At 64.1% G+C, this 25,855-nt stretch carries 25 protein-coding genes and 1 pseudogene; 11 read left to right on the top strand and 15 right to left on the bottom strand.

All coding sequences use genetic code 11. The annotated features are described in order from the left end of the window. The 3 genes from DQ353_RS14625 to hxlB form a co-directional block, all read right to left on the bottom strand. A partial coding sequence (locus DQ353_RS14625) for an alcohol dehydrogenase catalytic domain-containing protein (RefSeq protein ID WP_113763508.1) occupies nucleotides 1–811 on the bottom strand: 811 nt, incomplete at its 3' end. A 165-nt stretch (nucleotides 812–976) separates the two neighbouring features. After that, complete coding sequence (gene hxlA, locus DQ353_RS14620; RefSeq protein WP_113763501.1) at nucleotides 977–1,600, bottom strand: 3-hexulose-6-phosphate synthase; 624 nt, start codon at nucleotides 1,598–1,600, stop codon at nucleotides 977–979. A 54-nt stretch (nucleotides 1,601–1,654) separates the two neighbouring features. Beyond that, on the bottom strand, nucleotides 1,655–2,233 hold the full coding sequence (gene hxlB / locus DQ353_RS14615) for a 6-phospho-3-hexuloisomerase (protein ID WP_113763499.1): 579 nt from the start codon (nucleotides 2,231–2,233) through the stop codon (nucleotides 1,655–1,657). A 224-nt stretch (nucleotides 2,234–2,457) separates the two neighbouring features. On the opposite strand from hxlB, the gene DQ353_RS14610 reads away from it, so the two are divergent. From DQ353_RS14610 to nhaA, 3 genes are all read left to right on the top strand, one after another. After that, on the top strand, nucleotides 2,458–3,726 hold the full coding sequence (locus tag DQ353_RS14610) for a LuxR family transcriptional regulator (RefSeq protein WP_113763497.1): 1,269 nt from the start codon (nucleotides 2,458–2,460) through the stop codon (nucleotides 3,724–3,726). 296 nt (nucleotides 3,727–4,022) lie between these two features. Further along, entirely contained in the window at nucleotides 4,023–4,505 is a 483-nt protein-coding gene (locus DQ353_RS22755; RefSeq protein ID WP_502696406.1) for a hypothetical protein, read from the top strand. Next, nucleotides 4,472–5,803 (top strand): Na+/H+ antiporter NhaA, encoded by a 1,332-nt coding sequence (gene nhaA, locus DQ353_RS14600; RefSeq protein WP_113763495.1) that lies wholly within the window; start codon nucleotides 4,472–4,474, stop codon nucleotides 5,801–5,803. The genes DQ353_RS22755 and nhaA overlap by 34 nt, the downstream gene beginning before the upstream one ends. 236 nt (nucleotides 5,804–6,039) lie before the next feature. On the opposite strand, the gene DQ353_RS14595 is transcribed toward nhaA, so the two are convergent. Next, nucleotides 6,040–6,384 (bottom strand): cupin domain-containing protein, encoded by a 345-nt coding sequence (locus tag DQ353_RS14595; protein WP_113763493.1) that lies wholly within the window; start codon nucleotides 6,382–6,384, stop codon nucleotides 6,040–6,042. Nucleotides 6,385–6,621: 237 nt separating this feature from the next. On the opposite strand from DQ353_RS14595, the gene dsdA reads away from it, so the two are divergent. Both dsdA and DQ353_RS14585 read left to right on the top strand, forming a co-directional pair. After that, complete coding sequence (dsdA, locus tag DQ353_RS14590) at nucleotides 6,622–7,977, top strand: D-serine ammonia-lyase (RefSeq protein ID WP_113763491.1); 1,356 nt, start codon at nucleotides 6,622–6,624, stop codon at nucleotides 7,975–7,977. Between the two features lie 28 nt (nucleotides 7,978–8,005). Then, the gene (locus tag DQ353_RS14585) at nucleotides 8,006–8,398 is read left to right on the top strand and encodes a VOC family protein (protein WP_113763489.1); all 393 of its coding nucleotides are present in this window, start codon (nucleotides 8,006–8,008) and stop codon (nucleotides 8,396–8,398) included. Nucleotides 8,399–8,479: 81 nt separating this feature from the next. Here DQ353_RS14585 and DQ353_RS14580 read toward each other — a convergent pair whose 3' ends face one another. From DQ353_RS14580 to DQ353_RS14555, 6 genes are all read right to left on the bottom strand, one after another. After that, nucleotides 8,480–9,688, bottom strand: coding sequence for a glycerophosphodiester phosphodiesterase family protein (locus tag DQ353_RS14580; RefSeq protein ID WP_113763487.1), 1,209 nt, complete (start codon nucleotides 9,686–9,688; stop codon nucleotides 8,480–8,482). A 227-nt stretch (nucleotides 9,689–9,915) separates the two neighbouring features. Next, nucleotides 9,916–10,713, bottom strand: a complete 798-nt coding sequence (locus DQ353_RS14575; RefSeq protein WP_113763485.1) for an IclR family transcriptional regulator domain-containing protein — start codon at nucleotides 10,711–10,713, stop codon at nucleotides 9,916–9,918. A 117-nt stretch (nucleotides 10,714–10,830) separates the two neighbouring features. Continuing rightward, a complete protein-coding gene (locus DQ353_RS14570; protein WP_113763483.1) occupies nucleotides 10,831–11,502 on the bottom strand; it encodes a 3-oxoacid CoA-transferase subunit B in 672 nt (223 codons plus the stop codon). Beyond that, nucleotides 11,499–12,173 (bottom strand): 3-oxoacid CoA-transferase subunit A, encoded by a 675-nt coding sequence (locus tag DQ353_RS14565; RefSeq protein ID WP_113763481.1) that lies wholly within the window; start codon nucleotides 12,171–12,173, stop codon nucleotides 11,499–11,501. The genes DQ353_RS14570 and DQ353_RS14565 overlap by 4 nt, the downstream gene beginning before the upstream one ends. Nucleotides 12,174–12,234: 61 nt before the next feature. Beyond that, on the bottom strand, nucleotides 12,235–13,446 hold the full coding sequence (locus DQ353_RS14560) for a thiolase family protein (protein WP_113763480.1): 1,212 nt from the start codon (nucleotides 13,444–13,446) through the stop codon (nucleotides 12,235–12,237). Between the two features lie 145 nt (nucleotides 13,447–13,591). Next, nucleotides 13,592–13,801, bottom strand: a complete 210-nt coding sequence (locus tag DQ353_RS14555) for a hypothetical protein (protein ID WP_113763478.1) — start codon at nucleotides 13,799–13,801, stop codon at nucleotides 13,592–13,594. Between the two features lie 26 nt (nucleotides 13,802–13,827). On the opposite strand from DQ353_RS14555, the gene DQ353_RS14550 reads away from it, so the two are divergent. After that, the gene (locus DQ353_RS14550; RefSeq protein WP_113763476.1) at nucleotides 13,828–14,388 is read left to right on the top strand and encodes a CGNR zinc finger domain-containing protein; all 561 of its coding nucleotides are present in this window, start codon (nucleotides 13,828–13,830) and stop codon (nucleotides 14,386–14,388) included. Nucleotides 14,389–14,435: 47 nt separating this feature from the next. Here DQ353_RS14550 and DQ353_RS22750 read toward each other — a convergent pair whose 3' ends face one another. Then, complete coding sequence (locus DQ353_RS22750; protein ID WP_502696405.1) at nucleotides 14,436–14,888, bottom strand: BCCT family transporter; 453 nt, start codon at nucleotides 14,886–14,888, stop codon at nucleotides 14,436–14,438. Between the two features lie 477 nt (nucleotides 14,889–15,365). Between DQ353_RS22750 and DQ353_RS14540 the strand changes: the two genes are divergently transcribed. Then, on the top strand, nucleotides 15,366–16,115 hold the full coding sequence (locus DQ353_RS14540; protein WP_113763474.1) for an IclR family transcriptional regulator: 750 nt from the start codon (nucleotides 15,366–15,368) through the stop codon (nucleotides 16,113–16,115). Between the two features lie 302 nt (nucleotides 16,116–16,417). Here DQ353_RS14540 and DQ353_RS21345 read toward each other — a convergent pair whose 3' ends face one another. Both DQ353_RS21345 and DQ353_RS21735 read right to left on the bottom strand, forming a co-directional pair. Next, nucleotides 16,418–19,267: a putative dsRNA-binding protein gene (locus tag DQ353_RS21345; protein ID WP_146755259.1), complete on the bottom strand. Its 2,850-nt coding sequence runs from the start codon at nucleotides 19,265–19,267 to the stop codon at nucleotides 16,418–16,420. Between the two features lie 541 nt (nucleotides 19,268–19,808). Then, nucleotides 19,809–20,213, bottom strand: coding sequence for a hypothetical protein (locus tag DQ353_RS21735; RefSeq protein WP_181578412.1), 405 nt, complete (start codon nucleotides 20,211–20,213; stop codon nucleotides 19,809–19,811). Between the two features lie 418 nt (nucleotides 20,214–20,631). Between DQ353_RS21735 and DQ353_RS14525 the strand changes: the two are divergent. After that, nucleotides 20,632–21,491 (top strand): annotated as a pseudogene (locus DQ353_RS14525) (IS5 family transposase). On the opposite strand, the gene DQ353_RS14520 reads toward DQ353_RS14525, so the two are convergent. Together DQ353_RS14520 and DQ353_RS14515 are read right to left on the bottom strand one after the other, a co-directional pair. After that, nucleotides 21,488–22,495, bottom strand: coding sequence for a PDR/VanB family oxidoreductase (locus tag DQ353_RS14520; protein ID WP_113763470.1), 1,008 nt, complete (start codon nucleotides 22,493–22,495; stop codon nucleotides 21,488–21,490). The pseudogene DQ353_RS14525 and the gene DQ353_RS14520 sit on opposite strands and share 4 nt — an antisense overlap. A gap of 36 nt (nucleotides 22,496–22,531) precedes the next feature. Next, nucleotides 22,532–23,626, bottom strand: a complete 1,095-nt coding sequence (locus tag DQ353_RS14515; RefSeq protein WP_113763468.1) for an aromatic ring-hydroxylating oxygenase subunit alpha — start codon at nucleotides 23,624–23,626, stop codon at nucleotides 22,532–22,534. Between the two features lie 115 nt (nucleotides 23,627–23,741). Here DQ353_RS14515 and DQ353_RS14510 point away from each other — a divergent pair, with 115 nt between their 5' ends. The 3 genes from DQ353_RS14510 to DQ353_RS14500 all read left to right on the top strand — a co-directional run bounded on the left by DQ353_RS14510 (nucleotide 23,742) and on the right by DQ353_RS14500 (nucleotide 25,799). Further along, complete coding sequence (locus DQ353_RS14510) at nucleotides 23,742–24,323, top strand: PadR family transcriptional regulator (protein WP_113763467.1); 582 nt, start codon at nucleotides 23,742–23,744, stop codon at nucleotides 24,321–24,323. A 121-nt stretch (nucleotides 24,324–24,444) separates the two neighbouring features. After that, nucleotides 24,445–24,846, top strand: coding sequence for a VOC family protein (locus DQ353_RS14505; protein ID WP_113763465.1), 402 nt, complete (start codon nucleotides 24,445–24,447; stop codon nucleotides 24,844–24,846). A 101-nt stretch (nucleotides 24,847–24,947) separates the two neighbouring features. Further along, nucleotides 24,948–25,799: a methylenetetrahydrofolate reductase gene (locus tag DQ353_RS14500; RefSeq protein ID WP_113763463.1), complete on the top strand. Its 852-nt coding sequence runs from the start codon at nucleotides 24,948–24,950 to the stop codon at nucleotides 25,797–25,799. Nucleotides 25,800–25,855 lie beyond the last annotated feature (56 nt).

Below are 25,855 nucleotides of genomic sequence, written 5' to 3'. Positions count from 1 at the left end.
GGTCGCGGGCGTAGAACGCCTGCTTGTAGGTTTCCGGGCGGCCCACGGCCTCGATGACCACATCGGCGCCGAAGCCACCGGTGTGGGACTTGATGCCCTCGACCGCATCATTGGTCTTGGAGTTCACCGTGTGCGTGGCACCCATCTTCCTGGCCATGGCCAGCTTGTCCTCGTCGATGTCCACGGCCACGATGGTGGTGGCCCCGGCCAGCTTCGCCCCGGCGATCGCGGCAATGCCGACCCCGCCGCAGCCGATCACCGCCACGGACTCCCCGCGCTTGACCTCGCCGGTGTTGATGGCCGCACCGATGCCGGCCATCACGCCGCAGCCGAGCAGGCCCACGGCCGCGGCGTCGACATCCTCATCGACCTTGGTGCACTGGCCGGCGGCGACCAGGGTCTTTTCGGCGAACGCGCCGATGCCCAGGGCGGGGGAGAGCTCGGTGCCGTCCTCCAGGGTCATCTTCCGGGTGGCGTTGGCGGTGTTGAAGCAGTACTGGGCCTGGCCCTTGGCGCAGGCGCGGCACTGCCCGCAGACCGCGCGCCAGTTCAGGATCACGTGGTCGCCGACCGCGACGTTGGCCACGCCGTCGCCGATCTTCGAGACCACGCCGGTGGCCTCGTGCCCCAGCAGGTACGGGTAGTCGTTGCCGATCCCGCCGAGCTTGTAATGCAGGTCGGTGTGGCAGACGCCGCAGGTGAGGATGTCCACCACGGCCTCGCCCGGACCCGGGTCCGGAACCATGATGGTCACCGTCTCGACGGGGGCGTCCTTGGCACGGACAATGACGGCCTGGACCTTTTGTGACATGTCACTCCATTCATGCGCGGCATGCGGAAGCATAGCCACTGTTTCTTACTGATTCTGGGATTGCATTTGCCGTCGGGGCGTTCCAGCAACCGCTGGAACCCGATCCCGAAGTTGGCCTACACCGCGGTCCACCAAGGCTACGGGAGGCCATGGCCAAGTATTGGGCTAGGAGATCGCTGCCCGCAGTTTCTTGGCTGCCAGTGCCGGATCGGCTGCGCTGTAGATAGAGCCGCCGACCACGGCGACATCTGCGCCGGCAAGCTGAACTGCTTCGATGGTGCTCAGGCTCACGCCGCCGGCAACGGAGAACGGGACACGGGCATCTTTTCCTGCCTTGAGCAGACCACTCAAGTCGTGACCGGGTTTGGCCTGCTCGTCCAGGCCGGCATGGAATTCCACGAATTTGGCTCCCAGGGCACGGGCTTCCTTGGCCCGGGTGACCTTGTCTGCCACGCCAATGAGGTCCACCACGATGCCCTTGTTGTGTGCCCTGGCCGCCTTGACGCCCCCGGCGATGGTGGAGTCGTCTGCGCTTCCGAGTATCGAGACCAGGTCGGCACCTGCCTTGAAGGCAATGTCGGCCTCAAGTTCTCCAGCGTCCATGGTCTTCATGTCGGCGAAGACAATCTTCTCCGGGTGGGCCGCCTTGATTGCGGTAACGGCGGAGAGCCCTGCGGCCTTGATCAAGGGGGTGCCGAGTTCGATGATGTCTACGTACTCGGCGACCTGGGCGGCCAGTAGGAGAGCGTCTTCAACCGTGAGCAGGTCCATGGCTACTTGGAGTTTCATGATGTTGCTTCTTTCTGTAGGGAACTGCGGTGCGTCCGAGAATGAAGACCTGGACTATTCGAGGTTGGCGTGCCTGAGCCAAAGCTGTTCGGCAGGTTCGTCGGTGTTGTCCCACAGGGACTGGAAGATCGCCTCGGTGAGAAGGAAAAGCACCTGTTCAAAGAGGGATCCCGAGTACTGGCGGGAAATAGTGGAGCCGTGGTCGGACTTCTGGGCGGCGGGAATGATTACCAGCGAATCGGCGAATCCGGCGAGCGGCGAATCCGGGTTGGTGGTGAATGCCGCCACGTGCGCACCAACCTTCTGGGCTGTTTCCGCCGATTTGACCACTCCCGGCGTCGTACCGGATCCCGAAGCCACCAGGAGCAGATCACCTGAATTGATCGAAGGAGTAGTCGTGTCTCCGGCCACATGGACGGTCATTCCCAGGTGCATCAGCCTCATGGCGGTCATCCGCAGGACCAGGCCGCTCCGGCCCGCACCGGCAACGAACACCCGGCGGCCCCGGCCGAGCTGGCTGGCCACGCCGGCCACCTTCTGGCCGTCGACTTCGGCCATGGTTCCAGAGATTTCGTCCGTCACAAGGGCCAGGTTGAGGCGAAGTTCATCTCCGCGGGTGTGCGCAGTGAACATCGAGTTGGGTGTTTGATGCACGGTCTCTTCCCTCCGATTCGGACTTTGGCCGTCGGCGGCCGCATGGATGTTTCCTGCTTGGTATCCATCGTCTCGGAATAAAGGGGTAGGGGTAACGCTGTTTACTGATAGCTGTAACTACACTTTAGGATAGGTTCGCGTTTCAACTCCCGGCAAAGGACATCTTGGCGGAACCATCAACCAGTCCCTGAAAAGGATCCACCATGCACCCTCCAGACCTGCCGTGGCCGCTCCTGCAAAACGTGGCGGCATTGGCCGACGCCCCCCTGTCCGAGATAGCGGGGCGCCTGCGCGACGCTGCACTCCCCTACTGCGCAAGCAGTGCGCTGGTCATTTTCACCGAAGACTGCACGGGACGACCACAAAAGAAGGCCGGCGATGTGGAAATCGTTTCCCGGGTCTCCATTGCAGAGCTGGATGCACTTCGTTCCGTCCTGCCGGATGAGACGCCGTGGTTCGGCGAAGCCGAGCTCGCCGGCCGCCCCCGTCCCGTGCTTGCCCTGAACACCTCTCCCGGTGGTGCCCTTCTCGTGCTTACGGATCCCCGCCCGTCCGATTCAGGGCACGACTTGGGGCTGGACGTGTTGGTGTATCTGTGGCGCATTGCTGCCCGTCGCATACAAGAGAAAGTCGCCGATGCACCGCCGTCGTACCTGCTGGAGTCTCGGGCCTCCTCGGCTGAACGTACCCGGGTGACCGCGGAACTAACCGATTTGCACTCCACGACGTTGGAGACGCACTTGGCGGCCCTGAGGTCGTCTTCCTTGGATGATGCAGCTGCCCGCTCAACCGTCACCGATCTCACCGTCAAGGCCTTGGTCGGTCTCCGGACCCTTAACGACCGCACGACAGACATGGTGGAAGAGCCGGTTGCGACCGCCTTCGAACGCCTCCGGGATGACCTGCGTCCGTTGACGCGCTTCAGCGGCGTAAAAGTGGAATTCATTGAACCGCCGCTAACGGGAAGGGCCCTTCCCGGAGAAGTCGCCCACGCGGCACGGGCCATCGTCCGCGGACTCTTGCTGGCGATGATGGAGCAACCCAGCATTACCAAGGTCCGCACGCAATGGGATTGCGATGGGGAAAACCTGCTGATCAATGTGCGGGATGACGGCGACGGCACACTGGCTGCCGACGATCCGAGCATCATTCGTTTGGATCGCCGCGTCCAGGCGCTGACCGGGCAACTGCAGATGGACGTCATGCCTGGCTGGGGTGCAGATGTAGTCGTCACGCTCCCCCTGGCGCCCCCCGCGCCCCTGGCGGGGGACGTTGCCGGTTGGAATCTCGCCCCCCGGGAACTTGAAGTTCTCCAGCACCTTGTAGCCGGGGAACGCAACCGGGCCATCGCCTCGAAATTGCTCATCAGTGAAAATACGGTCAAGTTCCATGTGAGGAACATCTTCAAGAAAATCGGCGTCGCTTCACGTGCCGAAGCCATCGCCTTGGCACACGGCCACGGACTCCGGTGATGGTGCAGTGTGCGGGGTTGCCAAGTGCCGCGTGCCCTTGCGGAACGACGGCTTGGCGAGGCATCCGACGCACCGCGGCTTTACCAGGGGTCGATTGACAGATGGCGGTGCGGCGCACGTCTCAAGAGCTTTGGGTTTTCGCGAAGGTGGTTTCGGTGGGTGCCTGGCTGCCGGCTGACTCGTGCAGTCAGCTGGATGCCGGACCCCAGGCGCAGTTGGACCCTGTATCACCTCGTTGGCTCCGGCCTCAGCGCATTGATCCCAGGACAGGCCAGAGAGGCGGATAAGTGGGCGTCATGGACTTGAGTTCCCTGGTCGTTTCTCCGTCTTTCATTGCCAGAATTGATACGTTCGCGAGTTCCGCGCATCCCCAGGCGAACAGGCACGCACCGACGACACGCTTGGCCGCCTTGCCGATGATGATTGTGGCCGCGCTGGCGAGGTCGCCGATCCGGTGCTTCGAATACGCCTTGGACCCGGACCGGGTCGTCATCGACCTGCACGCCTCGCACCTGTGGGACGCTTCCACGATTGCGGCGTTGGATGCCAGCACCCAAAAGTACCGCCGGCACGAAAAACACGTCGAGATCATCGGGCTGAACACCGCACGCCTGAAAATGCGCGAACGAATGGCCGGGAGGCTCGGTGCGGGGCACCAGCCACATGCCGTAGGGTTGAAACCAGGTGCGCCGGGAAGTCTGGTCGGCAATGTTTATTGTCGAACCCACTTTAAGGACCCCACCCCATGGGCACAAAGCCACCACCCAAACGCCTCCTGATCGGCCGCGGCAGCTACCCCGAGGCCCTGCGCATCGGGGCCATCCTGCGCAAGGAAACAGTCGGCGGAGCCCTGTTGGTCATGGCCGCCGCCATCGCCCTGGTCTGGGCCAACTCACCGGCCTCCGAGAGCTACTTCGCCCTGCGCGATCTCAAGATCGGCTACGAACCCTGGCATTTGGAACTGAGCCTGGGCGCCTGGGCCGCGGACGGCCTGCTGGCGGTCTTCTTCTTTCTGGTCGGGCTGGAACTCAAACGGGAAATCGTTGCCGGGGACCTGCGCCGGATCAGCAAGGCCATGGTCCCGGTGGCCGCCGCAGTGGGCGGCGTCGCCGTCCCGGCCCTGATCTACGCGGCCATCAACTGGTCAAGCCCCGCGACCATCGCGGGATGGGCCATCCCCACCGCCACCGACATCGCCTTTGCCGTGGCTGTCCTGGCGGTCATCGGATCGCACCTGCCCACGCCGCTGCGCATCTTCCTGCTCACCCTCGCGGTGGTCGATGACCTCATGGCCATCAGCATCATCGCTGTCTTCTACACCAGTGAGATCAATACGACGGCCCTGCTGCTCACCCTGGTCCCGCTGGCGCTCTATGCGTTCTTGGCGCAGAGGTACCGGCAATTCTTCGGGCTGCACCCCTCGGCGGCCTGGTTCATCCTGCTGCCCATCGGCTTTGTTGCCTGGGCGCTGCTGCATGCCTCCGGGATCCACGCCACGGTAGCCGGGGTTGCCCTGGCCTTCACCATCCCGGTGCTGCACAGCACCAAGCACGGAAAACACACCACGGGACCCGGCCTTGCCGAGGTCTTCGAGCACCGCTTCCGCCCCCTCTCGGCCGGATTCGCCGTGCCGGTCTTCGCGTTCTTCTCCGCCGGCGTCGCCGTGGGCGGGCTCCAGGGCCTGCGCTCGGCACTGACCGATCCCGTGGCCATCGGCATCGTCGTCGCCCTCGTGCTCGGAAAACCCCTGGGAATCCTTGGCGCCACGTGGCTGACCTCCAAATTCACCAAGGCCACCTTGGACCCGGAGCTCAAGTGGGTGGACCTGCTGGGCGTGAGCCTGCTGGCAGGCATCGGATTCACCGTCTCGCTGCTCGTGGCCGAGCTCAGCTTCGGGCTCGGCAGCCCGGCCAACGACCACGCCAAGGTCGCGATCCTGGCCGCGTCGGTCCTCGCCGCCGTCCTCGCCTCGATCCTGCTGGGCAGCCGGAACCGGCAGTACAGGAAACTGCGGGCCGGAGAGGACACCGACGCGGACGGGGACGGAATCCCGGACGTCTACCAGCGGGACCGGTAATACGTCCGGGCCCGGCAGATCTGTCAGGAACCCGGGCATGACGGGCACCGGTTGCGTGTGCCGGAAAACGGCCGGGTCCCGACGGCGGAACCGCGTGAACTGGTTCCGGGCGTCCTTGAAGCGGCCGGGTCTTCCCCGGGGACCGGCCTGCCGGGCACGCCTTGGCACAAGGCCGCGGCCTGCAGCCGGGCAGGTTGCCGCGGCCCAAGATGCCTTGGGGTGAAACCGGACCGGGCCTACTCCTGCGCGTTGACGATGTCGACGGAGATCTCCACCGCCGGAATCGTGCCCCTGTTCTCAAGCCGGTGTGTGGTGCTGCTGTCCTCGGGCCAGCCCACGCCCTGCCCATGGTCCGTGGCGACTCCATCCCGATGGTCGGTGATCGTTCCCTGCAGGATGTTGACGACGTCTGGCCTGCCGACATGGTCGTGAACGGGCCCGAAGACGCCTCCGGGTTCGATGGTCACCTTTCGCATTCGAAGTTGGCGCCCGGCCATTCCTTCGATTTCCGGGCCGAGGTCGACAGTGGCCAACAGCTCAACGGTGATGCCCCTGGGTACGGGCTGTTCGTTGGTCTTCATGCTCGCTTCCTCCTTGCCTGTGGTCCTCACTTGGTTGGCTTCGGGCCGGGACGCGTCAAGGGATTCCGCGTGGCCGAAGCACGGCCTCTGCCATCCGGGGTGACAACGCACGAAATGAAGGCGGCATCGCCGGCCGATACCCGATGTCCGGCGGCGGCCACCGGACTCGCCGGTAGCACCTCGGTGCCCTACATTGGGAAGCTGAACACACTCCCAACCGTGAAGAGAGCCGCCACGATGACCCAGATTCCCGACCTCGAGCAGCTGCTCGTCGATCCCGTGGTGGCAGCCCTTGCCCGGGCCGAGGAAACCGCGTGGTTCAGCGAACGGCCAACGCCAAGTGCTGCGGGGATCGAACAGTCTGGCATTGACCCGGCCATTGTGGCAGATGCCCGGGTGCGCTTCCGCCGCTTCGCCCCGTGGTTCGCCGAACGCTTCGAAGACACCCGCCCCACCCACGGCATCCTGGAATCCCCGCTGGTCGGCATCCCGGCGATGCAGGCCGAACTTTCCGCCCGCTTCGGCACCGAGCTGCCGGGCAAGCTCTGGCTCAAGCGCGACGATTCCCTTCCGGTCAGCGGGTCCATCAAGGCCCGTGGCGGGATCCACGAGGTCCTGCAGGTCGCCGAACGGATCGCCACCGAGGCCGGACTGATGGCCGAGACCGATGACGCCCGCGTGCTGATGACCCCCCGGGCCCGGGAAGTGCTCTCGGCGCACGGCATCGCCGTGGGCTCCACCGGCAACCTGGGCCTGTCGATCGGGATCGTCGCCTCCGAGCTGGGCTTCAAGACCACCGTGCACATGTCGATGGACGCACGCGCCTGGAAGAAGGAGCTGCTGCGCTCGCGCGGGGTCACCGTCGTGGAGCACGCGGGCAACTTCTCCGACGCCGTGGAAGCCGGCCGCCGCACCGCCGAGGAAGACCCCAGCGTGTGGTTCGTCGACGACGAGGCCTCGCTGAGCCTGTTCGCCGGGTACTCGGCGGCAGGTGCGCGCCTGGCCGGACAGCTGGCTTCGCTGGAGATCACCGTCGATGAGCGCCACCCGCTGATCGTGCACCTGCCCTGCGGGGTCGGCGGCGGACCGGGCGGTGTGACCTTCGGGCTCAAGGAAGCGTTCGGGGACGCGGTGCACTGCATCTTCGTCGAACCAACCCACGCCCCCTGCATGTCCCTGGGTGTGCGCACCGGGCTGCACGATGCCATTTCCGTGGCGGACATCGGCCTGGACGGACTCACCGCCGCCGACGGCCTGGCCGTGGGCCGCCCCTCGCGCCTGGTGGGCGAGCACCTGCAGCAGCTGATCGACGGCTACGTGACCGTCACCGACGAGCGCATGAAGGCCTTCCAGGGACTGCTCCACGACACCGAGGGCATCGACCTGGAGCCCTCCGCCGCGGCCGGCTTTGCCGGTCCGTGGACGATGCTGTCCAACGAGGCCTACCGCACCGCGTTCGGGCTCGACGACGCGGCCATGGCCCACGCCACCCACATCGTCTGGGCCACCGGCGGCTCCATGGTCCCGGCCGGGGAGATGGCCGGCTACGTGGCCGAGGGCCAAGCCCTGGCCAACGAGGTCAGCTGGCGCTAGCCAACGATCCGGCCGGTAGATTGGGGCCATGGAGATCCTCTCAAGCCGGGTGCTGCTGCGGCCCGTGAACCTGCCCGAGATCCAGGCGTTCTACCGCGACGTGCTGGGGTTGGCCATCGCCCGCGAGTTCGGCGCCGGCGAGCACCGCGGCGTGGTGTTCTTCCTGGGCAACGGGCTGCTGGAGGTGGCCGGCAGCCGCAACGCCGGTGAACCATCCTCGCTGGTGTTGTGGCTGCAGGTCCGGGACGTGCAGGCCGAGCTCCTGCATCTTTCCGGGTGCGGAGTCGCGATCGCGCGGGAGGCGCGGACCGAGCCGTGGGGACTGGTCGAGGGATGGATCCGGGACCCGGACGGCACGAAGATCGTGCTGGTGCAGGTCCCCGCGGACCATCCGATCCGCCGCGATGCGCGCGAGCTGTAACGCCGAAAGCAGTGCCCACCCGTTGGGCGATGGGGGCGGGCACTGCCGTCCTTGGGCAGCTCGGGAAGCCACCGGACGGGGTCAGTTGGCGAAGGTATCCAGGAGACGGCCCTTGGCGTCCCAGAGGCCCAGCGCGTCGCCGCCGTTGTTCAGGACTGCGACATCGCCGCCCAGGTAGAACGCCTCGGCGCCGTTGGTTCCCGGGCCCGAGAACACCCTCAGCTCGGCGCCCGGCGTGAGCTTGAATCCCTCGCCGATGCGCAGGATGTTGTTGGCGGCGTCGCGCAGCACGTAGCCGCTGACGTCGATGGTGCGGTTGCCCGTGTTGGCCAGCACGACGTGCTCGCCGGTTTCCGGCTGCAGGTCGTTGCCGGGCACGTCGTTGACCGCGTCGGAGATGACGATCCCGTTGTTGGACGGGAACACCTTCTTGCCGTCCAGGTGGCGGTCGAGCTGCTGCGGGAAGTCGCCGGTGATGCGCTCGACGCCCAATTCCAGGGCGGCATCCGCGGCCCGCGTGGAGTTCACGGTGTAGACACCGAGGCCCAGCCCTGCGTCCTTGACCCGCGCTGCTCCCGCCGCGTCAAGGGTACGGTAGCTGGTGCCGAAGGAATCGGCGTAGATCGCGTAGTCGGCCAGGACCGAAGCGCTTGGCACGCTGCCGGTCAGCTGCTGCAGGGGAACCTCCGGAGCCAGCTCGGCGAAGCGCTTGTTGGACGCGGCGTCGAAGCCCAGGACCTCGATCTTGCCGCGCTGCTCCAGCTTCCTCCACTCGGGGTCGTTGGCCAGTGCCTCGGCCACGATCTGCTCAACACCCGGGGATTTGGCCGGGGACTTGATCTCGATGAACACCCCGGTGTTTCCGGTCAGCGTCTCGGCGACCGCGTCGAAGTGCGGGATCTTCTCGCCGGCGAAGTCGGTTGAGAAGTAGGATCCGGCGTCGAGCCGCTGCAATTCACTCCAGCTGAACGAGGTGATCGGGTCCTTGCCGCGGTCGGGGAATACCTCGGCGACGTTGGTGGTGCGGGCCGGGGTGTCGTCGTGGAAGATGAACGGGACGCCGTCGCTGGACAGCTGCACGTCGATTTCGACGAAATCGGCACCCGACTGGCTGCCGGCCTTGATGGCGGCCAGGGTGTTCTCCGGTGCGACGCCGGCGGCTCCGCGGTGGCCAACCAGGATCGGTGCCCGATCGGAATCGGTGGTCGTCGGCGCGGCGACGGCCGGGCTTGCCAGCCCGGCGATCGTGCAGGCGGCCAGGGTTCCAAGGGCGAGGGTGCGAAACTTCATGAGGGGGAATCCTTTGGTGTCGGGGACGGACACCCACCACGGTGCCCTCCCCGGACCACGCCGCGGCCACGGGGAGGTGAACCCCGCATTAAGGTCTTCCAGAGGCCGGAATCCCAAATGTTGACGGTGCCCCGCAAATTTTGAACATTTGGCCCGACATCAAGCAGCCCCGATCATGCCCAATGCACATGTTGAACATTTGGATGAATAGATGTTCAACACGTGATCTAGCGGCTCGCGGCCAGCGCGGCCTGGACCTGCGCCGCGGCCTTCTTCAACGCCGGAAGCACCGCATCGGCGGCTTCCGGCGCGCCGGTGTGCGACTGCGGGCCCACGCTCATGGACACGTTCATGGCAGCGGCAATGCTGCCGTCGGGGCTGAACACCGGGACGGCGACCGAGCGCAGCCCGATCTCCAGTTCCTGGTCCACGATCGCGTAGCCCTGTTCGCGGACCCTTTCAAGTTCCGCGCGCAGGTCGGCAACCGTGCCAATCCCGAGCCCGGTGCGCGATTCGATACCCGCTTCCAGCAGCTTGTCGAGCACCCCGGGCGCCTGGTGGGCCAGCAGCACCCGGCCCATGGAGGTGTTGGCGGCCGGGAACCTGGTGCCCACCGAGATCCCCACCCGCATGATCGAGCGGGTGTGCACGCGGGCAATGTAGAGGATCTGGGTGCCCTCGAGCACCGAGGCGGAGGCCGACTCGTGGACCTGCGAGGAGAGTTCCTCGAGCACCGGTTCCATGAGCTGGGGCAGGGTGGCGCTGGAAAGGTAGGAGTAGCCCAGCTGCAGGACCTTGGAGGTGAGTTCGAAGAACTTGCCGTCCGAGCGCACGTAGCCCAGTTCCTGCAGGGTGAGCAGGAAGCGGCGGGCGGTGGCGCGGGAGAGGTCCACGCGCTTGGCGACCTCGCTCAGGGTCATCGAGGGGTGCTCGGCGTCGAAGGCGCAAATGACATCCAGGCCGCGGGCCAGGGACTGGACCGAGTTGGATCCGCCCGTGGTCGGGGTGCCGGTTTCCTGGCTCATCTGTTCTTGCTCCTATGGGTTATGCCGACACATGACCGTGCCCGCGCGTGGGGGTGCGCGGGCCGCGGGAGCGGCGCCCGACGCGAATGCCAGGTGCCGCACCCACAAATCTACTGCCTATGCCGCGCGGACCAACTCGACCGGCAGGCGTTCGACGAGTTCCTCGAAGGAAATCCCGTGGGTGGAGCGCACGGTCACGGTGCCGGCGGCCAGCTCGAAGATGGCCGATTCGGTGTAGATGCGCGAGACGCAGCCCAGCCCGGTGACCGGGTAGGTGAGCGCCTGAACCAGCTTGGACTCGCCGGTCTTGGTGAACAGGCCCATCATGACCCAGGTTGACTTGGCGCCGATGGCCAGGTCCATGGCCCCGCCCACGGCGGGGATGGCGCCCGGGGCGCCGGTGTGCCAGTTGGCCAGGTCGCCTGCCCCGGAGACCTGGAAGGCCCCGAGCACGCAGACATCCAGGTGCCCTCCGCGCATCATCGCGAACGAGTCGGCGTGGTGGAAGTAGCTGGCGCCGGGCAGCTCGGTGACCGGGACCTTGCCGGCGTTGATCAGGTCCTCGTCGATGTCATCGCCGGTGGCCACCGGGCCCATGCCCAGCATGCCGTTCTCGGTGTGCAGGGTGACGCCCTGTTCCCCGGTGAGGAAGTTGGAGACATTGGTCGGCTGGCCGATGCCCAGGTTCACGAAGGCGCCCGCCGGGATGTCGGCGGCGACCAATCGGGCCATTTCGTCGCGGGTCAGTGCCGCGTCGGTGGTGGTGAAGGTGCTGGTTTCGGTGCTCATGAGTTGTTGCCTCCCAGTGCCACAAGGGTGTTGACGTAGATTCCCGGGGTCACCACGACCTCCGGGTCAAGCTTTCCGGTTTCGACGATCTCATCCACCTGGACGATCGCGGACTTGGCCGCCGAGGCCATGATGGGGCCGAAGTTCCGCGCGGTCTTGCGGTAGACCAGGTTGCCATGGGTGTCGGCCTTGAAGGCCTTGATCAGGGCGAAGTCGGCATGGAGGGGGCTTTCCAGCACGTAGCCCTTGCCGTCAATGACGCGGGTTTCCTTGCCCTCGGCCAGCAACGTGCCGTAGCCGGTGGGGGTGAAGAACCCGCCGATGCCGGCGCCGGCGGCGCGGATGCGCTCGGCCAGGTTGCCCTGCGGGACCAGTTCCAGCTCGATCTCCCCGGCGCGGTAGGCCTCATCGAAGTGCCAGGAGTCGGACTGGCGCGGGAAGGAGCAGATGATCTTGGAGACGCGTCGTTCCTTGATCAGCAGCGCCAGGCCGGCGTCGGCCTGCCCGGCGTTGTTGTTGATCACGGTCAGGTCCGTCGCGCCGCAATCCATGAGTGCGTCGATCAGTTCCATGGGCTGGCCGGCGTTGCCGAAGCCGCCGATCAGGATGGTGGACGAGTCGTGGATGTTGGCCACGGCTTCTGCGGCCGTGGTGGCAATGCGTGGTGCCATCGGTGGTTCTCTCCTTAAGTCTTGCGGTCAGGGGGACGGGGGGCGATTCCCCCGAGGGTGCTTAGGCGGTTGCGCTCGGGTTTTCCAGGACGACGGCCAGTCCCTGGCCGACGCCGATGCAGATCGCCGCGACGCCCCAGCGCTGGTTGTTCTCCTGCAGGCGGCGGGCCAGGGTGCCCAGGATGCGCAGGCCGGAGGCGCCCAGCGGGTGGCCAATGGACAGTGCGCCGCCCCAGGCGTTGACGATTGCCGGGTGGATGTCCCAGGCGCGGATGCAGGCCAGCGACTGGGCGGCGAAGGCCTCGTTGAGCTCGACCGCGGCAACATCCGACCAGGAGATCCCGGCCTTGGCCAGCGCCTTGTTGGCGGCCTCGACCGGGGCGAAGCCGAAGTACTGCGGGTCCAGGGCAGAGGAGGCACGGGACGCGATGCGGGCCAGCGGCGCCGCGCCCAGCAGATCGCCGCCGCGCTCGGAGCCGATGAAGGCGGCCGAGGCGCCGTCGGACATCGGCGAGGCATTGCCCGCGGTGACGGTTCCGGTGGCGGCATCGCGGAAGACCGGGCGCAGGCCCGCCAGGGTCTCGGCGGTGGAACCGGGGCGGATGGTCTCGTCCATGGTCACCTCGGTGCCGCGCTTGTTGGCCGGGGGAACCGCGACCACGAGGTTGTTGTACTTGCCGTCGGCCCAGGCCCGGGATGCGAGCTTGTGCGACAGTGCGGCGAATTCGTCCTGGTCCTCGCGGGTGATCTCGTACTTTTCGCGCAGCTGCTCCGTGGCCTCGCCCAGGGAGACGGTCCATTCCTTGTTCATGGCCGGGTTCACCAGGCGCCAGCCCAGGGTGGTGTTGGCCAGTTCAAGATTGGCCATCGGGAAGGGGCGCTCGGTCTTGGGAAGCACCCACGGGGCGCGGCTCATGGATTCGACGCCACCGACCAGCACCAAATCGGCATCCTCGGTGTTGATCTGCCGGGAGGCGGCGATGGCAGCGTCCAGCGAAGAACCACAGAGGCGGTTCATGGTGGTTCCAGGAAGGGAGGTGGGCAGGCCGGCAAGCAGCGTGGCCATGCGGGCGACGTTGCGGTTTTCCTCGCCGGCGCCGTTGGCGTTGCCGAAAATCGATTCGTCGATGGAGGCCGGATCCAGCTGCGGTGCGCGGGCGACGAGTTCGCGTACCACGTGCGCGGCCAGGTCGTCGGGGCGGTGGGCGGATAGGCTTCCGCCGATCTTGCCGAAGGGGGTGCGGATCGCGTCGTAGAGGTACGCCTGCTGCATGATGTGTGGTCCCGGCTTCCTGATCTAAAATGTTCGCATTGCGAACTGTCGTTCACTAAATGAACTTTATCACCAAGGGTGCCGGCCTTCAAGGGATGCACCTCGGCTTTCCCGAGGCCGCGGGCGACCCCGCCGGGGCCGACCGCTACCGGCCCACCACCTTGCTCACCGCGCTCGCGGGGACGTTGGCGGGGCCCTGGAGGTCGACGCGGCGGGCGCCGCAACCGGCCGCGCAGCGCACGTACACCACCGTACCTTCGGAGGTGTTGTGGGTGGATTCGGCCAGCCAGGCGTGCTCATGGACGGGCGCCGGGCGGCTATGGGGAAGGGTTGCGGCAGCGTGGGTGGGCATCATACCGACCACTATGCTGTAATGGCCTTATGCACCTCAACCCTTACGGAGAATATGCGGTCCTGCTGGCGGCGTCGCTGGCCAACGACCCGCCCGCGGACCGGGACGGCGTCATCGGCCGGGCGCGTGAATTCGGCATGACCATGGATTTCACCCCCGCGGCCGGCGACTACGAGATGACCCGATGTGTCGTAGCGGACTGGCTGCGTGTCGTGGATGCCACCGACCCCCAGGAACGGGCCAGCCTGCTCAACGAGCAGATGGCCGCAGCCGCGGCATACCCGCGGCTCGTTGACCACAACGGCGAGGGCTGGCACCTGCACTACCGCGATGCCAACCAGACCCTGCCCCACGTTTTGCGCGCGGTCTTCGGTGTCGGCACCTCCCTGCACCTGTCCACCCGCGGCATGCACCGCATGGGCCGCTGTGCCGCGGGGGATGCGCCCGGGGATCCCTGCACCAAGGTGGTCATCGATGTCACCCGCAATGGCCGCCAGAGTTATTGCTCGGTGCGCTGTGCCAACCGGGCGGCGGTACGCAGGCACCGCGCCCGGGCAGGTGCGGGCCCGGGCGACGCCACACGGGCCTGAACACGGGTCCCCGGGGCGATGCCGCGCCACTGGTTGTTTTTTCTTCCTCATCGGGCTCTTTGCGAACCTGCGGGACCATGCCCCAGCGGTAGGCGAAACATCCCATGGCCGGGCCCAGCAGCGCATACATGGACCGGCCGGCAGAGCCGTAGTGGAACATCGCCCCCACCACCGCGTCCTGGGCCGCGGCAGCCGATTCGGGATCCGCCGCCAGCGGGGTGATGAATCGGATGATGGGCCCCCGTCACGGAGTGGAAAAGCATTTCGATCCCAACCCCGGCGGCAAAGAGCATCGCGACCCAGGTGAAGGGGTTGTATTGCGGGAGCGAACGGTCCGGGCCCAGCCGGACGCTGCAATCCTTGGAGAACGCGGCCCCCCCAGGACCAAAAGCACCACCAGGGTCACCGTGACGACATAGAACCAGCCCAGGTTCGTAGAGATCCAGCTGACCGCGGTCCGCATGGATGCAGCCGCGTTGTCCGGGACGAGGATCGCCCACAGGGAAGGGCGAGGATGGCCACCGCGGAAATGACGAAGACCCGCCCAGTTGACCTTGGGACCCGGATACTCGATGAGCTCGGCCGGGCCCTTGCTCGGTTCCGTGCTGGTGATCGGGGGACGGTATTCCGCGGCAACCGGGTCCTAGCGCCGCTCGCTGACCCCGTAGCGGCTGTGTTCCACCATGCGTTCGGGCTGTTCCTTCCCCGGATTGCGCGCTTCCCCTCTGCTGATTCGGCCAAGGACCCCCGCGACCCGACCACGAGCCGACAGCTGCTGTTCAACTCAAGGATCCGCATAGGTGAGACCGATGTTGCCGGTTGCGGCTGGTTTCCCACGGCAGGCTCTGCCGTGGGGGTTCCGGAAGCATTTTCAGGGAAACCTTGCCCACATTTCGAGCTCAATGGCCAGTCTTCGGTGCAGTTACGCGGCGGCATCGGGCAACCCCGCCGTGACCGACTGGCCTACAGTTGGAACCATGGCCAATTCACCGAGCGGGGACTCGATGCTTGACCGCCTGGTGCGGATCCTTGATGCCTTTGACGCGCAAAACCCCACCTTGACGGTCAATGCCCTTTCCAGGCGCGCCGATGTTCCCCGGGCCACCACCTACCGGCTGCTCGATGAGATGGTTTCCCACGGGCTTTTGGCACGCGACGCCGACGGCCAGGTGCGCCTGGGCCTGCGCCTGTGGGAACTGGCCAACCGCAGCGCCTCGACCCTGGATCTGCGCCAGGCCGCGTTGCCCTTCATGGAGGACATCAACCAGCTGGTGGGGCAGAACACCCAGCTGGCGGTGCTACACGAGGACGACGTGCTGGTCATCGAGCGGCTCTCCCGCCCGGGCTCGGTGGTCAACCAGGCCAACGTGGCAGGGCGCATGCCGGTGCACCTGACCTCGATGGGCATGGCGCTGCTGGCCTATTCCCCCGCCAGCGTGCTGGAGGGCTACCTGGAACGGCACGGCGAGGCCATGGTGGCCCGGCACCCGAAGCTGCGCCACGAACTGGCCGAGATCCGGCGCACCGGGTACGCAACATTCGACGGGCTCATCGACCCGGAATCGACCGGTGCCGCGGCACCGATCCTCGATGCCCGCGGCCACGCACTGGCCGTGTTGGCGGTGGTGGTCCCGCGCGGCTCGGACCTGCTGCCGGCCGCTGTGATGGCCCTGCAAACCGCGGTGCGCGGGATCTCGCGAGCGCTCGGTCCGGCTTCGGAAGGCTGAGCAACCGGTAGGACGGCACGTCGTCGTTGGTTCCACCAAGGTGTTCCCCGCAAAACTGCGTAGGATCCGTGAAACCGGCAGTGCTTCCGGATGTTCGCGCGAACGTCTGGGAGTACTGCCGCCAACCGGCAAGCGGAGGTGTTGGGTGATTCAGCGACCTTCGACGTCGCCATCACGGGTTCTACTTCGGTATGTTCCGCGCGTGGTCTGCACATGTCTCTAGGCTCCGAGACCGGTAGACCTTCAAGCGGAATAAACGAAGATGGCATCCACGCAGATGATTGAATATGCAAGGCCGATGATCAACGCATCAGCGACAATGATGCCCGCAATGAAGCATGCTCCGATTTCATGGTTTCAAGTGACTCGATGGCTGCTGTCCCGTGATGTAAGAGGGCATCCAGGTCACCCTTCAAGTTTGCAAGCCACGGATCACTAAGGGAATCTTCTATTGCGGCCAGTCCTACATTCAATATTTCTCCAGCGCCAACGGGAATCGTTGGGATGGTCAAAACAACAGCATTTTCTGTGGGGCGCCACTCAATACTGGGAATCATGGCCACGGCGACTGCCAGAGAATCTTCTAGAGTGCTACTGATATCTACGCCGTTAATTCTAAGTAGGAGGTCGACCATGTCTGGCGCATTAGCCTGAAATGAAACTTCCAAGGGTTTTTGGGTGGCTCGAGCTATCGCTTCAGCTTGATTAATCATGAACCCCGTGACAATCCTGCCTCCCGGGATCATCAGTACATCCAGACCTTTCACAATATCCGTGATGTTCGCCGCTTCGCTCGTATCGGGCCAAGTGGAAATAACCGAGGCAATCGAGTTCTGCTCGGAATCAACTCTGGCAAGGATGTCCGAAAGCAAGGACAACCGTTGGGCTTCCCCCATATCAAAGGTTGCTGGGTTACCGGTTCCTATTTCATTATGCGGCACCGTTACGATTTGAGGTCCCCGCCTGATCCATTCGGCAAGCGCATTACGCCGGAGCCGGACGAGGACATCGGCGTAGTAACACCGCAACTGGCTACTTACGGCACCCTCGGGTCGCACAAATCGTTCTCGGCCTTGGGCCCAAGATGCGAAGGCGCTGATCGAACCACTGGCCAAGGAATCGATTCCGAGGCGGCGAGTAGCAAGCTCCCGAGCTGGGTTCGAATTCAAGATTTCGGCAGCGTTGATTTCTGCCGTCAAGAAGACACCAAGTATGGACTGTTCAGCGGCATCCAAATCGGCAGGCACTCCACTACCTTGCGCGATCAGCAATTCTACAATTTGAGCGGCTGCGCTCGTTCTAGCCTTACGCTGGCTTGTTTGCCATGGCCCTGTCCAGCTTGGGCTAGTTGCAACATTGAATACATACGTTGCTCGATACTCACTCGAATGATCCTCTCCACGCTGCTCATAGGTTATGTGGCACTGCAGATTCAACGGAGCGCAATACCTGTCTAGCTGAGTCGATGGCCCCAAGTCATTACTGAGTGACATCATCCAAGAACGCACGGCTGGCGGTTGTTGTTTCGTTAGCTTGTCGGGCTGTTCACGCCACGCAGTTGCAATAATCGCCTGTGCAACGTCACTTTTGATCTTGGTACTCATTGTGGCTCCTCGACCAAGCAGGATTCCCTCCTGCAGACTTAGAGCGTCGGCCAGTTGTCCCATCGCTTCTTCCTGAATCTCCGGCATCCGGGCAAGATCCTTCGAAACATCTAGGGAACGCCCTAGAGCAGCAACCGTAAATTGGTGATAGGCCAAGGCTGCGACAACAGCCGATCCTTCGGCTGCCAAAACGCCATAGTCCCGCTGTCCAGCGTTTCTCACAGCTGCCTTGTTTTCATACACCCATGAACTGTGCGTCAAGCTTTGTGACATAAGAGCCTCTGACGAAAGCTCGAACTTTCCAGCCATCAATCGCGCACAATTAGAATGCCTTTTGCTCACTACCCCATATGGCTTCGGCCTCATCTCAGGTTCCCGCTTGCTGTTGAGATTCAAGGCATCCGGAAGATGCTCAGCAAGAAAATTCTTTGATGCGTCCTGTTGTGCGGCGCGCCGTGAGCCGCCGCGGCCCAATGACTGCACTTTTCCGTCAGAGACTGTGGACACAAATTCAACAGCATGGTCCGGGCCACTTCGATCCTCAACGTATGTTGGTGTTCGTTTCAAGGCGATCTGTAGCTGTGTCTTCCAATCAATAGGTAACGAAATCTGCGCCGAAGTCTTTGAAACAACTGAAACAGCTGGAGCGTAAGAGCCAGAAAGTAAACAGAGCGCCCCAACGATTTGAGCGCCGATGACTTCAACGGCCCGACTTCTTCTTTCGCCCTCAGCTTCTACAATTTCTCCTCGTCCAAGCTGGGCACACTCGAGACTTGATATCCAGGATCCCAGCTCTTTGGATAGGGAAGATATTGCTTGAAGGGCCGCTGATACTTTTGCGCTCGTCCCGAAATCACCATCACGAGCTCGCAAGTCCTCCATTATCCCGACCTTGAGCCAAGCCTGGCCTAGACGCTCAAGCATACCTAGCACTTCCACTCCAACGGGCGCTTTCTCCCGCATGTGCTCAAAGTGGTACGAGCTGTGCATTGAAGCCCACCTGAGCCAGGTCGTGGAATTTTCGTCAAGTTGGATGCCTAAGCTTTGAACACAGATTGCGAGTCGAGACGAAATCGACGGGAGTGCTGGATGTAGTGGTGCAAGCGGCACACTTTCGCTCCATAGCGTGGGGATGACTCCAGAATGGCTGTTCGCGGTAGATTTGTCAGACGTACTTTGGTCTTCCAGAGTGCCATTTTTTGAACCAGAATTCCGTGACTGCTCAATGCGAAGCTCTCGAGATAATTCCCGTCTCAACCCCCGGCGTATGTCTGTTTTGCCGTTTGTACGAAGTGCTGACTCGACTCTTTGACATTCATCGACACGCGTCCAGTCCTCACAGAGGACGTGACGGTGCCGGATTCGTCCAAGTAATTCGAGTGCCTTGGCTATCGAAACTTCAACGTTGGGGTCAAGCGTGATGCGAATGTCCAGAGCTTGAATCCGAAGCCGTATGGCCATCTTGTGTAGTGGCTCTGGAATTGCGGACGGTGGATCCTTGAGTGCGATGATTCCCATCCATTTGTTCCCAAAGCTGTATGCAGTCATCGCTAGTCTCTTCTCCCCAGGCACTGTTTAAAATGATTTGAACTTCTGTAAGTCTTTTGATCGAAACTTTACAAAGAACAAACAATCATCAGAATCATAGTCACTTCTCCGCTGACCCTGAACTATACATTCAAGTCATATCATCCTGATCCGACACTTGCGCAAAGATTCCATGGTTCATTGTGCGATTTAGCGCTGGCCTTGACGCCAGGGCGCTGTGCCCTGAAAGGACTTTGTGTCCGCGATACTGAACACCCCGTGTTAACGACCCCAGAACAGCTTTCCAATACACTGCATCCCGGCTTCATTTCGGCAATGGACACGGTTCGGTATAGGCCGTAGGAGTGCACCCGAAGCTTCTCGCAGCCCGACGCAGCGATTATGCGAACACAACGGCGACACATTGCCTGCTGAACCAGAAATCTGTCTTCACCTCAGGATGGCATCCCCGTTGTCACCGGCTCTTAAACTTCCCCGGCATAGGGCGCTCAATGTCTGTAGTGCGACCGGATTTCACCGTGTCCGCGAGCGACGGACTGAATCAATCACGCTGCTGGGCGGAACCAACCACCTTTCGATCACCTCGAAGAGCGTCGAGCGGCTCTGCTCCTCCTACCGGGCCGTGTTCGACGCCAAGGTCGGGCCCACCCGCGGCCGTGGTCCCGGGGAAACCACGGCAAATATCCCGATCGGACCGGTTACGGATCTCGACGTGTTCGCGATCGATGACGACGCCCAGGCGGAACGGCAGACACCAATGTAGGGCTGCGGCCGGATCGACCACATCGGCTTTGCCGCGGCCTCGGCCGAATCCATCGATCTCATCCGTGCACGGCTCATCGTCGCAGGGGCAGGAGACGGCAATACCAGCGGCTTCGGCCGGGTGCTCAGCACGTTCTTCCGGGATCCCGACGGGACGGAGTGCGAGGTGCTCGTTCCCAAGCATTGATTCGTCTCCCGGTTTCAGTTGGGTCGGAATTGCGGACCTTGCAGCTGGCGATGCGCGGCGTTGTCCTCCGGTGTGATGTGCTGCCCCTCGGTCGGAACGACCACAGTATGCGCCACCTCGCCCCACTTTCCGTAGGAGACCCAATCATCTCGACCGGGGCTACCGATGGAAGCTTCATGATGACCTGTTCGACCTGGGCCAGATCGATCCTCTCCCAGCCCGAATTGATTGTGTCTTTCAAGCGGCCAGCGATGTATAGATGGGGGCACCCCCTGGAGTCCCAAGGAAGGTGCTTGTCGGGATTGGCTCTAGGGCGTGTCTCCTAATCGCTGACGGTTCGTTTTGGCAGGATTAACGGGTGAGTTCCCGTTACACCGTCCTCACCGATCCCCAGTGGGAGCTGATTGCCCCGTTCATGCCCGATTCCACGGGCAGGGCCGGGCGCCCGTTCAAGGAGCACCGGCTCGTGGTCGAGGGCATCATCTACCGCTACCGCGCCAGCATTCCCTAGCGTGATCTCCCGGAACATTTCGGATCCTGGAAGACCGTGTGGAAGCGCCACCGCCGCTACGCCGCCGACGGCACCTGGGACTCGGTGCTGGCGACCTTGCTGGGCCACGCCGAGAGCCGTGGCCTGATCGACTGGGAGGTGTCGGTGGACTCCACGATCAATCGTGCCCACCAGCACGGCACCAACCTCCCGCGCCACACAGGGGGAACTCTCGAATTGCAGGAATCTTCTCGAAGAGCGCCCTGACCACGCCATCGGCAAGTCCCGCGGCGGGCTGACCACCAAGATCCACTCCCTGGTCGATGGGAACCAGCGCCCGCTGGTGGTGATGATCGGGCCCGGGCAGGGGCGGTGATTCCCCGATGTTCGAAAACCTCCTGGGCGCCCTGAGGGTCAAGAACCCGGCCACCGGGGCCACCCGGAAACGTCCCGTCCGGGCCATGGCCGACAAGGCCTATTCCTCGAGGGGCAACCGGAAATACCTGCGCGAGCGCGGCATCCAATGCGTGATCCCCGAAAAGGACGACCAAAAGGCCAACCGGAAGCGCAAGGGCTCTGCCGGAGGACGTCCGGTCACCTACTACAAGGAGGCCTACAAGCGCCGCAACGTCGTGGAGCGCAGCTTCAACGCCCTGAACCAATGGCGCGGCATGGCCACCCGTTATGGCAAGCTCGCCCTGACCTACCGCTCGGCAGTGGTGCTCCACGCGGTAGTCATCTGGAGTGCCACCCTCGAGAAATCACCATTGAGAGACACGCCCTAGTTGGGTTCGATCGTGATGACCGCCGGGCCGGCGCCCGCGTCGCTTCGGGAACCGGTCGGGGAGGTGACGGCGCGCGAGACGCAGCAGTTCATCTTCGTGCCCAGACGTTGCTGGCGCTCGGAATAGAACACGTCGCGGTGGTCGATGGCCCCGGACAGCTCGGTGATGCGGACCTCGCAGAGTCCGCATTCGCCCTTGCGGCAGTCGAACATCATCTCCGCGCCCGCGTCCTCGAGGGCCTCGAGCATGGAGCGGCCCTGCGGGACCGTGACCTCGAGGTCGAACTTGGGAACCCTGACGATGAATTCCTCGGGGTCGTACCAGCCGCTGTTTCCGAAGGTCTCGTAGCGCAGGTTGGGCAAATCCAGCTCGCACTCGACCCAGGTGCGGCGCACCGCGTCCATCAGCCGGATGGGTCCGCACATATACAGCTCGGTGTCCGCATCGGCGCGGCCCACCAGCGCAGGAACGCTCAGCGAGGACCCCTCGTCGTCGACGTGCACCTCGAGCCGCTCGCCGTGCAGTTCGGACAGCTCCGCCAGGTACGCCATGGCACTGCGGCTGCGTCCGACGTAGACCAGCGTGTAGTCGGCCTTCAACCGCTTGAGCACCGCGGCCATGTTGGCGATCGCGGTGATGCCGATGCCTCCGGCGAGCAGGATGTAGCGCCGGGCGCCGACCCGCAGCGGGAAGTTCTGCAGCGGTTGGGTGATTTCAAGTCGCTGCCCCGGAACGAGGCCGTGCATGAAGGTCGAGCCTCCCCGCGAGAGCGGTGCCTTCATCACGCTGATCACCAGCCGGGTGCCATCGTGGTTCGACTCCACCACCGAGTAGGAGCGCTTGACCGGCTCCCCGTCAATCTCGACCATCAGGTCCACGTGCGATCCCGGCTCGGCCTTGAGCGGCAGGGAGGGTTCGAGCACGATGCGTGCAATGCCGTCGGCGACCGGAACCACCTGTTCGACGGTGGCCGATTGCCAGGTTTCAATGTTGGTTGCTGCCATGGTCCTTGTCCGTATCCTTCGCTGTCCTTCTCCGCCTTAGGCGGAGGCGGCCAGGCGTCCCTCGGCGGCCAGCATCGATTCGAGGATGCGGCGCACCCACATGCCGCCCGAATCGATGTTCAGGTTGTAGAACTCGTAGTCGGGGTTCGCGTCGATAGCCGCCTGCTGGGCCATGAGCATTTCCTCGTCCTCGCCAAAGACCCCGTGGACGCCGTCGCGCAGCTGGGTGGTGATCAGCTGGCTGTCCAGGGCGTAGTTACGCATGAAGGCCCAGAAATAGTGGGAGGACCTGTCGGTTTCCGGGGTGATGGTGTTCATGACGAAGCCGTTGACGCCCTGGCTGCGATCGCCTTCCGGTGCACCGGTGCCCGCCTTGGCCACGCCCACGTCGATGCTGATGGTGGAGGGCGCCTCGAAGTTGATGATCTGCCAGCGGTCGACCTTTCCCTCGAAACCGGGGAACTTGTCGCGCATGTTCTTGAGCCAAAACGGCGGGGCGTCGATGTTGTGCATCCAGCGCGTGACGGTCACCTTGTTGCCCTCGCGCACGGTGACAAAGTCGGACTCGCTAAGTTCCTCCTGGCCGATCGTGGAGGAATGGACGAACTCCTCGTGAGTCAGGTCCATGAGGTTGTCCAGCACCAGCTGGAAGTTGCAGGCCGCGTGGATGGTCAGCCCGTCGCCCGCCCACTCGTCGGAAGTCATCTGGTGCATGTCCGGCACCAGGTCCGGGTCGGCCAGCGTCGGGTCGCCCATCCAGATCCACACATAGCGGTAGCGCTCCACGACGGGGAACGAAGGGACGGTGGCCGAGGGATTGATGGTTTCCTGCGCCGGCATGGAGACGCAACGGCCGGCCGAGTTGTAGACGATGCCGTGGTACGGGCACTGGATGGTGTCCTTTTCCATGGTCTTGCCCATGGACAGCGGGGCCAAGCGGTGCCAGCAGGCATCCGCGAGCGCGACGGCTTTGCCGTCCTCGGTCCGGTAGAGGGCCACGGGCCGGTTGGCGATGCGGCGGGACATCGGCTTGCGGGTGACCTCGTGGTCCCAGCCGGCCACGTACCAGGCGTTCAGCGGGTGGGGCAGGACCTTGTTGGTGGTGGAGCTGGTCGTGGCGACGACGGTCATGGGGTTTTCCTTTCGATACGGCAGCAAAACTACCTATCGACATAGTTAGTGGTGTTGGTCATAGACTAACTGCGGATATAGTGATTTGCAACACCAGTGACCGACGAAAGCTGCCATGAGTCTCCGTAACGCATTGTTCGCCCTGCTCGTTGTCGAGCCGATGACCGGATACGACCTGCACAAGCAATTCGAGTCCTCGGTCGGCCACGTGTGGCACGCCCCCGACTCGCAGATCTATCCGGAGCTCAAGCGCATGGAGTCCGAGGGCCTGCTCGAAGGCGAGGAAATCCCATGGGGCCCGCGTGGCAGGAAACGCCAGTACCACGTGACCGAGGCGGGCAAGGCTGCATTCAGGAACTGGATGAACACCCCGCTGGAATACGCCCGCACCCGGGACCCCGCGCACCTCAAAGCCGCCTATCTGGAATGGGCGGATCCGGATGCCGCCCGTGAGCAGTTGCGCGCCCACATCGAACACCACACGGGGCTTCTGGGCCAATGGCGCGAGAAGGTCCGGGAAATCGAGGACGGTTCCAGCGCCATGCTCAACCGGCGCCTGGCCAACACCCCGAAGGCCGACCGCGAAAAGACCAGTGCGTACAAGATCTACACCTACGAGGGGCTCATGTCCCAGGCCGAAGCAGAAATCGCCTGGGCCCGGCGCGGCCTCAAGCTGATCGACCGGCTCAACGGCTGACCGCCAGCCCCACCCTCCCCGAGTCGGCCACCGCCGTGCCGTCCTTGAAAAAGCCCGCAACCTGTAGCCCAATGGCATGGAAGGTACTCGAGCGTGCCATGGCAAAACGGAGGATGGGAACATGTTGTTGGATGGGGTCAACCACATCGCGATCATCTCAAACGATGTTGGAGAATTGGGCGAGTTCCACCGAAAGGTCTTCGACGCGCAGGTGGGACCGCCCCGCAACCACGGCCCGGGCGAGACCATGATGAACATCAGGATCGCACCGGGCGCGGAACTCAATGTCTTCGTGATCGACGGGAACACCGAGGCACGACGGCAGACCCCGAGGTGGGGCCGCGGGCGCATCGACCACCTCGGCCTTGCAGCCGCCTCCCGGCCGGCATTCAAGACCATCCGCAACCGGCTCATCGAGTCCGGAGCGGGAGACGGGAGAATCAACGGCTTCGGTTCCGTGCCCAGTATGTTCTACCGGGACCCGGACGGATTCGAGGGCGAGCTGCCCATTCCCAAGGAATGACCGACCCCCTGGCCATGGACACCATCGTGCATCCGGGATATACCTATGGGCATAGGCAATTATGCCGATCTGCCCCACGGGGCATGGAAGGGGCACCACCGATGACAACGGATCATCCCGGAACCACCTCCGGGAGCTTGCTGAACGGATTCTCCCTGGAAATGACGGGCAAGGACATCCCCGCACTCCAGGCAGCAGCCCCGTCCCTGCCGCCCGGAACCCCCGTCAACGTCACTTTCCTGGGCAACGAGGATCTGTCGATGCGGGTGGCCGCGGCGGCAGCCGTCAAACAAGCCGGACTGCATCCGGTGCCGCACGTTTCGGCGCGCAGGCTGGCATCCACCGGCGAACTCGACGGCTTCCTTGAGGCCCTGGCCCGGGTCGGGTCAGCTAACCACGTCTTCGTCGTCGGAGGGGATCCCGCCGAACCCATGGGCCCCTTCCCCGATTCGCTGTCGCTGATCACTTCAGGGCGGCTCGAGGCCTTCGGCGTGAACAAGGTGTCGATCGCCGGCTATCCCGACGGCCATACCGATATCGGCCCCGACGCCCTATGGTCGGCCCTCAAGGCCAAGAGCGCCGCCCTTCGGGAGAGGGGCTTCGAGGGCGAAATCATCACCCAGTTCGGGTTCGACACCGTCCCGGTGCTGGACTGGCTAACCACGTTGCGTGAGCGCGGCATCACGTTGCCGGTGCGCATCGGCGTCCCCGGGCCGGCGGGTGTCAAGCGGCTTTTGGGATACGCCCGGAGGTTCGGCGTTGCCTCCTCCGCCGGGATCGCCAAGCGCTACGGATTTTCCCTGGGGAACCTGCTCGGGACCGCCGGGCCCGAGCGCTTCGTTGCCGACCTGGCCCGGGGCTACGACCCTGTACGCCATGGGGAGATCAAGCTGCACTTCTACACCTTCGGCGGCATCAAGACCACCGCGGACTGGGTTGCGGCGCACCGCTGAGACGGGGACCAGGAGCCTGCAGAACCGTCGGCGGCCTGCCGGGAAACCGTTCCCGG

Origin of the sequence: Arthrobacter sp. AQ5-05 (assembly GCF_003287975.1) — a bacterium.
GTDB lineage: Bacteria > Actinomycetota > Actinomycetes > Actinomycetales > Micrococcaceae > Paeniglutamicibacter.
The sequence above is the reverse complement of the archived record's forward strand: the minus strand, read 5'-3'. Positions and strand labels throughout refer to the sequence as shown.

Bases quoted from the DNA above. Each gene is read 5' to 3' on its own strand.
- DQ353_RS14570 (WP_113763483.1), bottom strand. From the start codon at position 11,502: ATGAGCACCGAAACCAGCACCTTCACCACCACCGACGCGGCACTGACC.
- DQ353_RS14560 (WP_113763480.1), bottom strand. From the start codon at position 13,446: ATGCAGCAGGCGTACCTCTACGACGCGATCCGCACCCCCTTCGGCAAG.
- DQ353_RS21735 (WP_181578412.1), bottom strand. From the start codon at position 20,213: ATGCTTGGGAACGAGCACCTCGCACTCCGTCCCGTCGGGATCCCGGAA.
- DQ353_RS14595 (WP_113763493.1), bottom strand. From the start codon at position 6,384: ATGAAGACCAACGAACAGCCCGTACCCAGGGGCATCACCGTTGAGCTG.
- DQ353_RS14505 (WP_113763465.1), top strand. From the start codon at position 24,445: ATGTTGTTGGATGGGGTCAACCACATCGCGATCATCTCAAACGATGTT.
- dsdA (WP_113763491.1), top strand. From the start codon at position 6,622: ATGACCCAGATTCCCGACCTCGAGCAGCTGCTCGTCGATCCCGTGGTG.
- DQ353_RS21345 (WP_146755259.1), bottom strand. From the start codon at position 19,267: ATGACTGCATACAGCTTTGGGAACAAATGGATGGGAATCATCGCACTC.
- DQ353_RS22755 (WP_502696406.1), top strand. From the start codon at position 4,023: ATGGACTTGAGTTCCCTGGTCGTTTCTCCGTCTTTCATTGCCAGAATT.
- DQ353_RS14575 (WP_113763485.1), bottom strand. From the start codon at position 10,713: ATGAGCCAGGAAACCGGCACCCCGACCACGGGCGGATCCAACTCGGTC.
- hxlA (WP_113763501.1), bottom strand. From the start codon at position 1,600: ATGAAACTCCAAGTAGCCATGGACCTGCTCACGGTTGAAGACGCTCTC.
- DQ353_RS14565 (WP_113763481.1), bottom strand. From the start codon at position 12,173: ATGGCACCACGCATTGCCACCACGGCCGCAGAAGCCGTGGCCAACATC.
- DQ353_RS14585 (WP_113763489.1), top strand. From the start codon at position 8,006: ATGGAGATCCTCTCAAGCCGGGTGCTGCTGCGGCCCGTGAACCTGCCC.
- DQ353_RS14555 (WP_113763478.1), bottom strand. From the start codon at position 13,801: ATGATGCCCACCCACGCTGCCGCAACCCTTCCCCATAGCCGCCCGGCG.
- hxlB (WP_113763499.1), bottom strand. From the start codon at position 2,233: ATGTTCACTGCGCACACCCGCGGAGATGAACTTCGCCTCAACCTGGCC.
- DQ353_RS14580 (WP_113763487.1), bottom strand. From the start codon at position 9,688: ATGAAGTTTCGCACCCTCGCCCTTGGAACCCTGGCCGCCTGCACGATC.
- nhaA (WP_113763495.1), top strand. From the start codon at position 4,472: ATGGGCACAAAGCCACCACCCAAACGCCTCCTGATCGGCCGCGGCAGC.
- DQ353_RS14550 (WP_113763476.1), top strand. From the start codon at position 13,828: ATGCACCTCAACCCTTACGGAGAATATGCGGTCCTGCTGGCGGCGTCG.
- DQ353_RS14540 (WP_113763474.1), top strand. From the start codon at position 15,366: ATGGCCAATTCACCGAGCGGGGACTCGATGCTTGACCGCCTGGTGCGG.
- DQ353_RS14520 (WP_113763470.1), bottom strand. From the start codon at position 22,495: ATGGCAGCAACCAACATTGAAACCTGGCAATCGGCCACCGTCGAACAG.
- DQ353_RS14510 (WP_113763467.1), top strand. From the start codon at position 23,742: ATGAGTCTCCGTAACGCATTGTTCGCCCTGCTCGTTGTCGAGCCGATG.
- DQ353_RS14515 (WP_113763468.1), bottom strand. From the start codon at position 23,626: ATGACCGTCGTCGCCACGACCAGCTCCACCACCAACAAGGTCCTGCCC.
- DQ353_RS14610 (WP_113763497.1), top strand. From the start codon at position 2,458: ATGCACCCTCCAGACCTGCCGTGGCCGCTCCTGCAAAACGTGGCGGCA.
- DQ353_RS14500 (WP_113763463.1), top strand. From the start codon at position 24,948: ATGACAACGGATCATCCCGGAACCACCTCCGGGAGCTTGCTGAACGGA.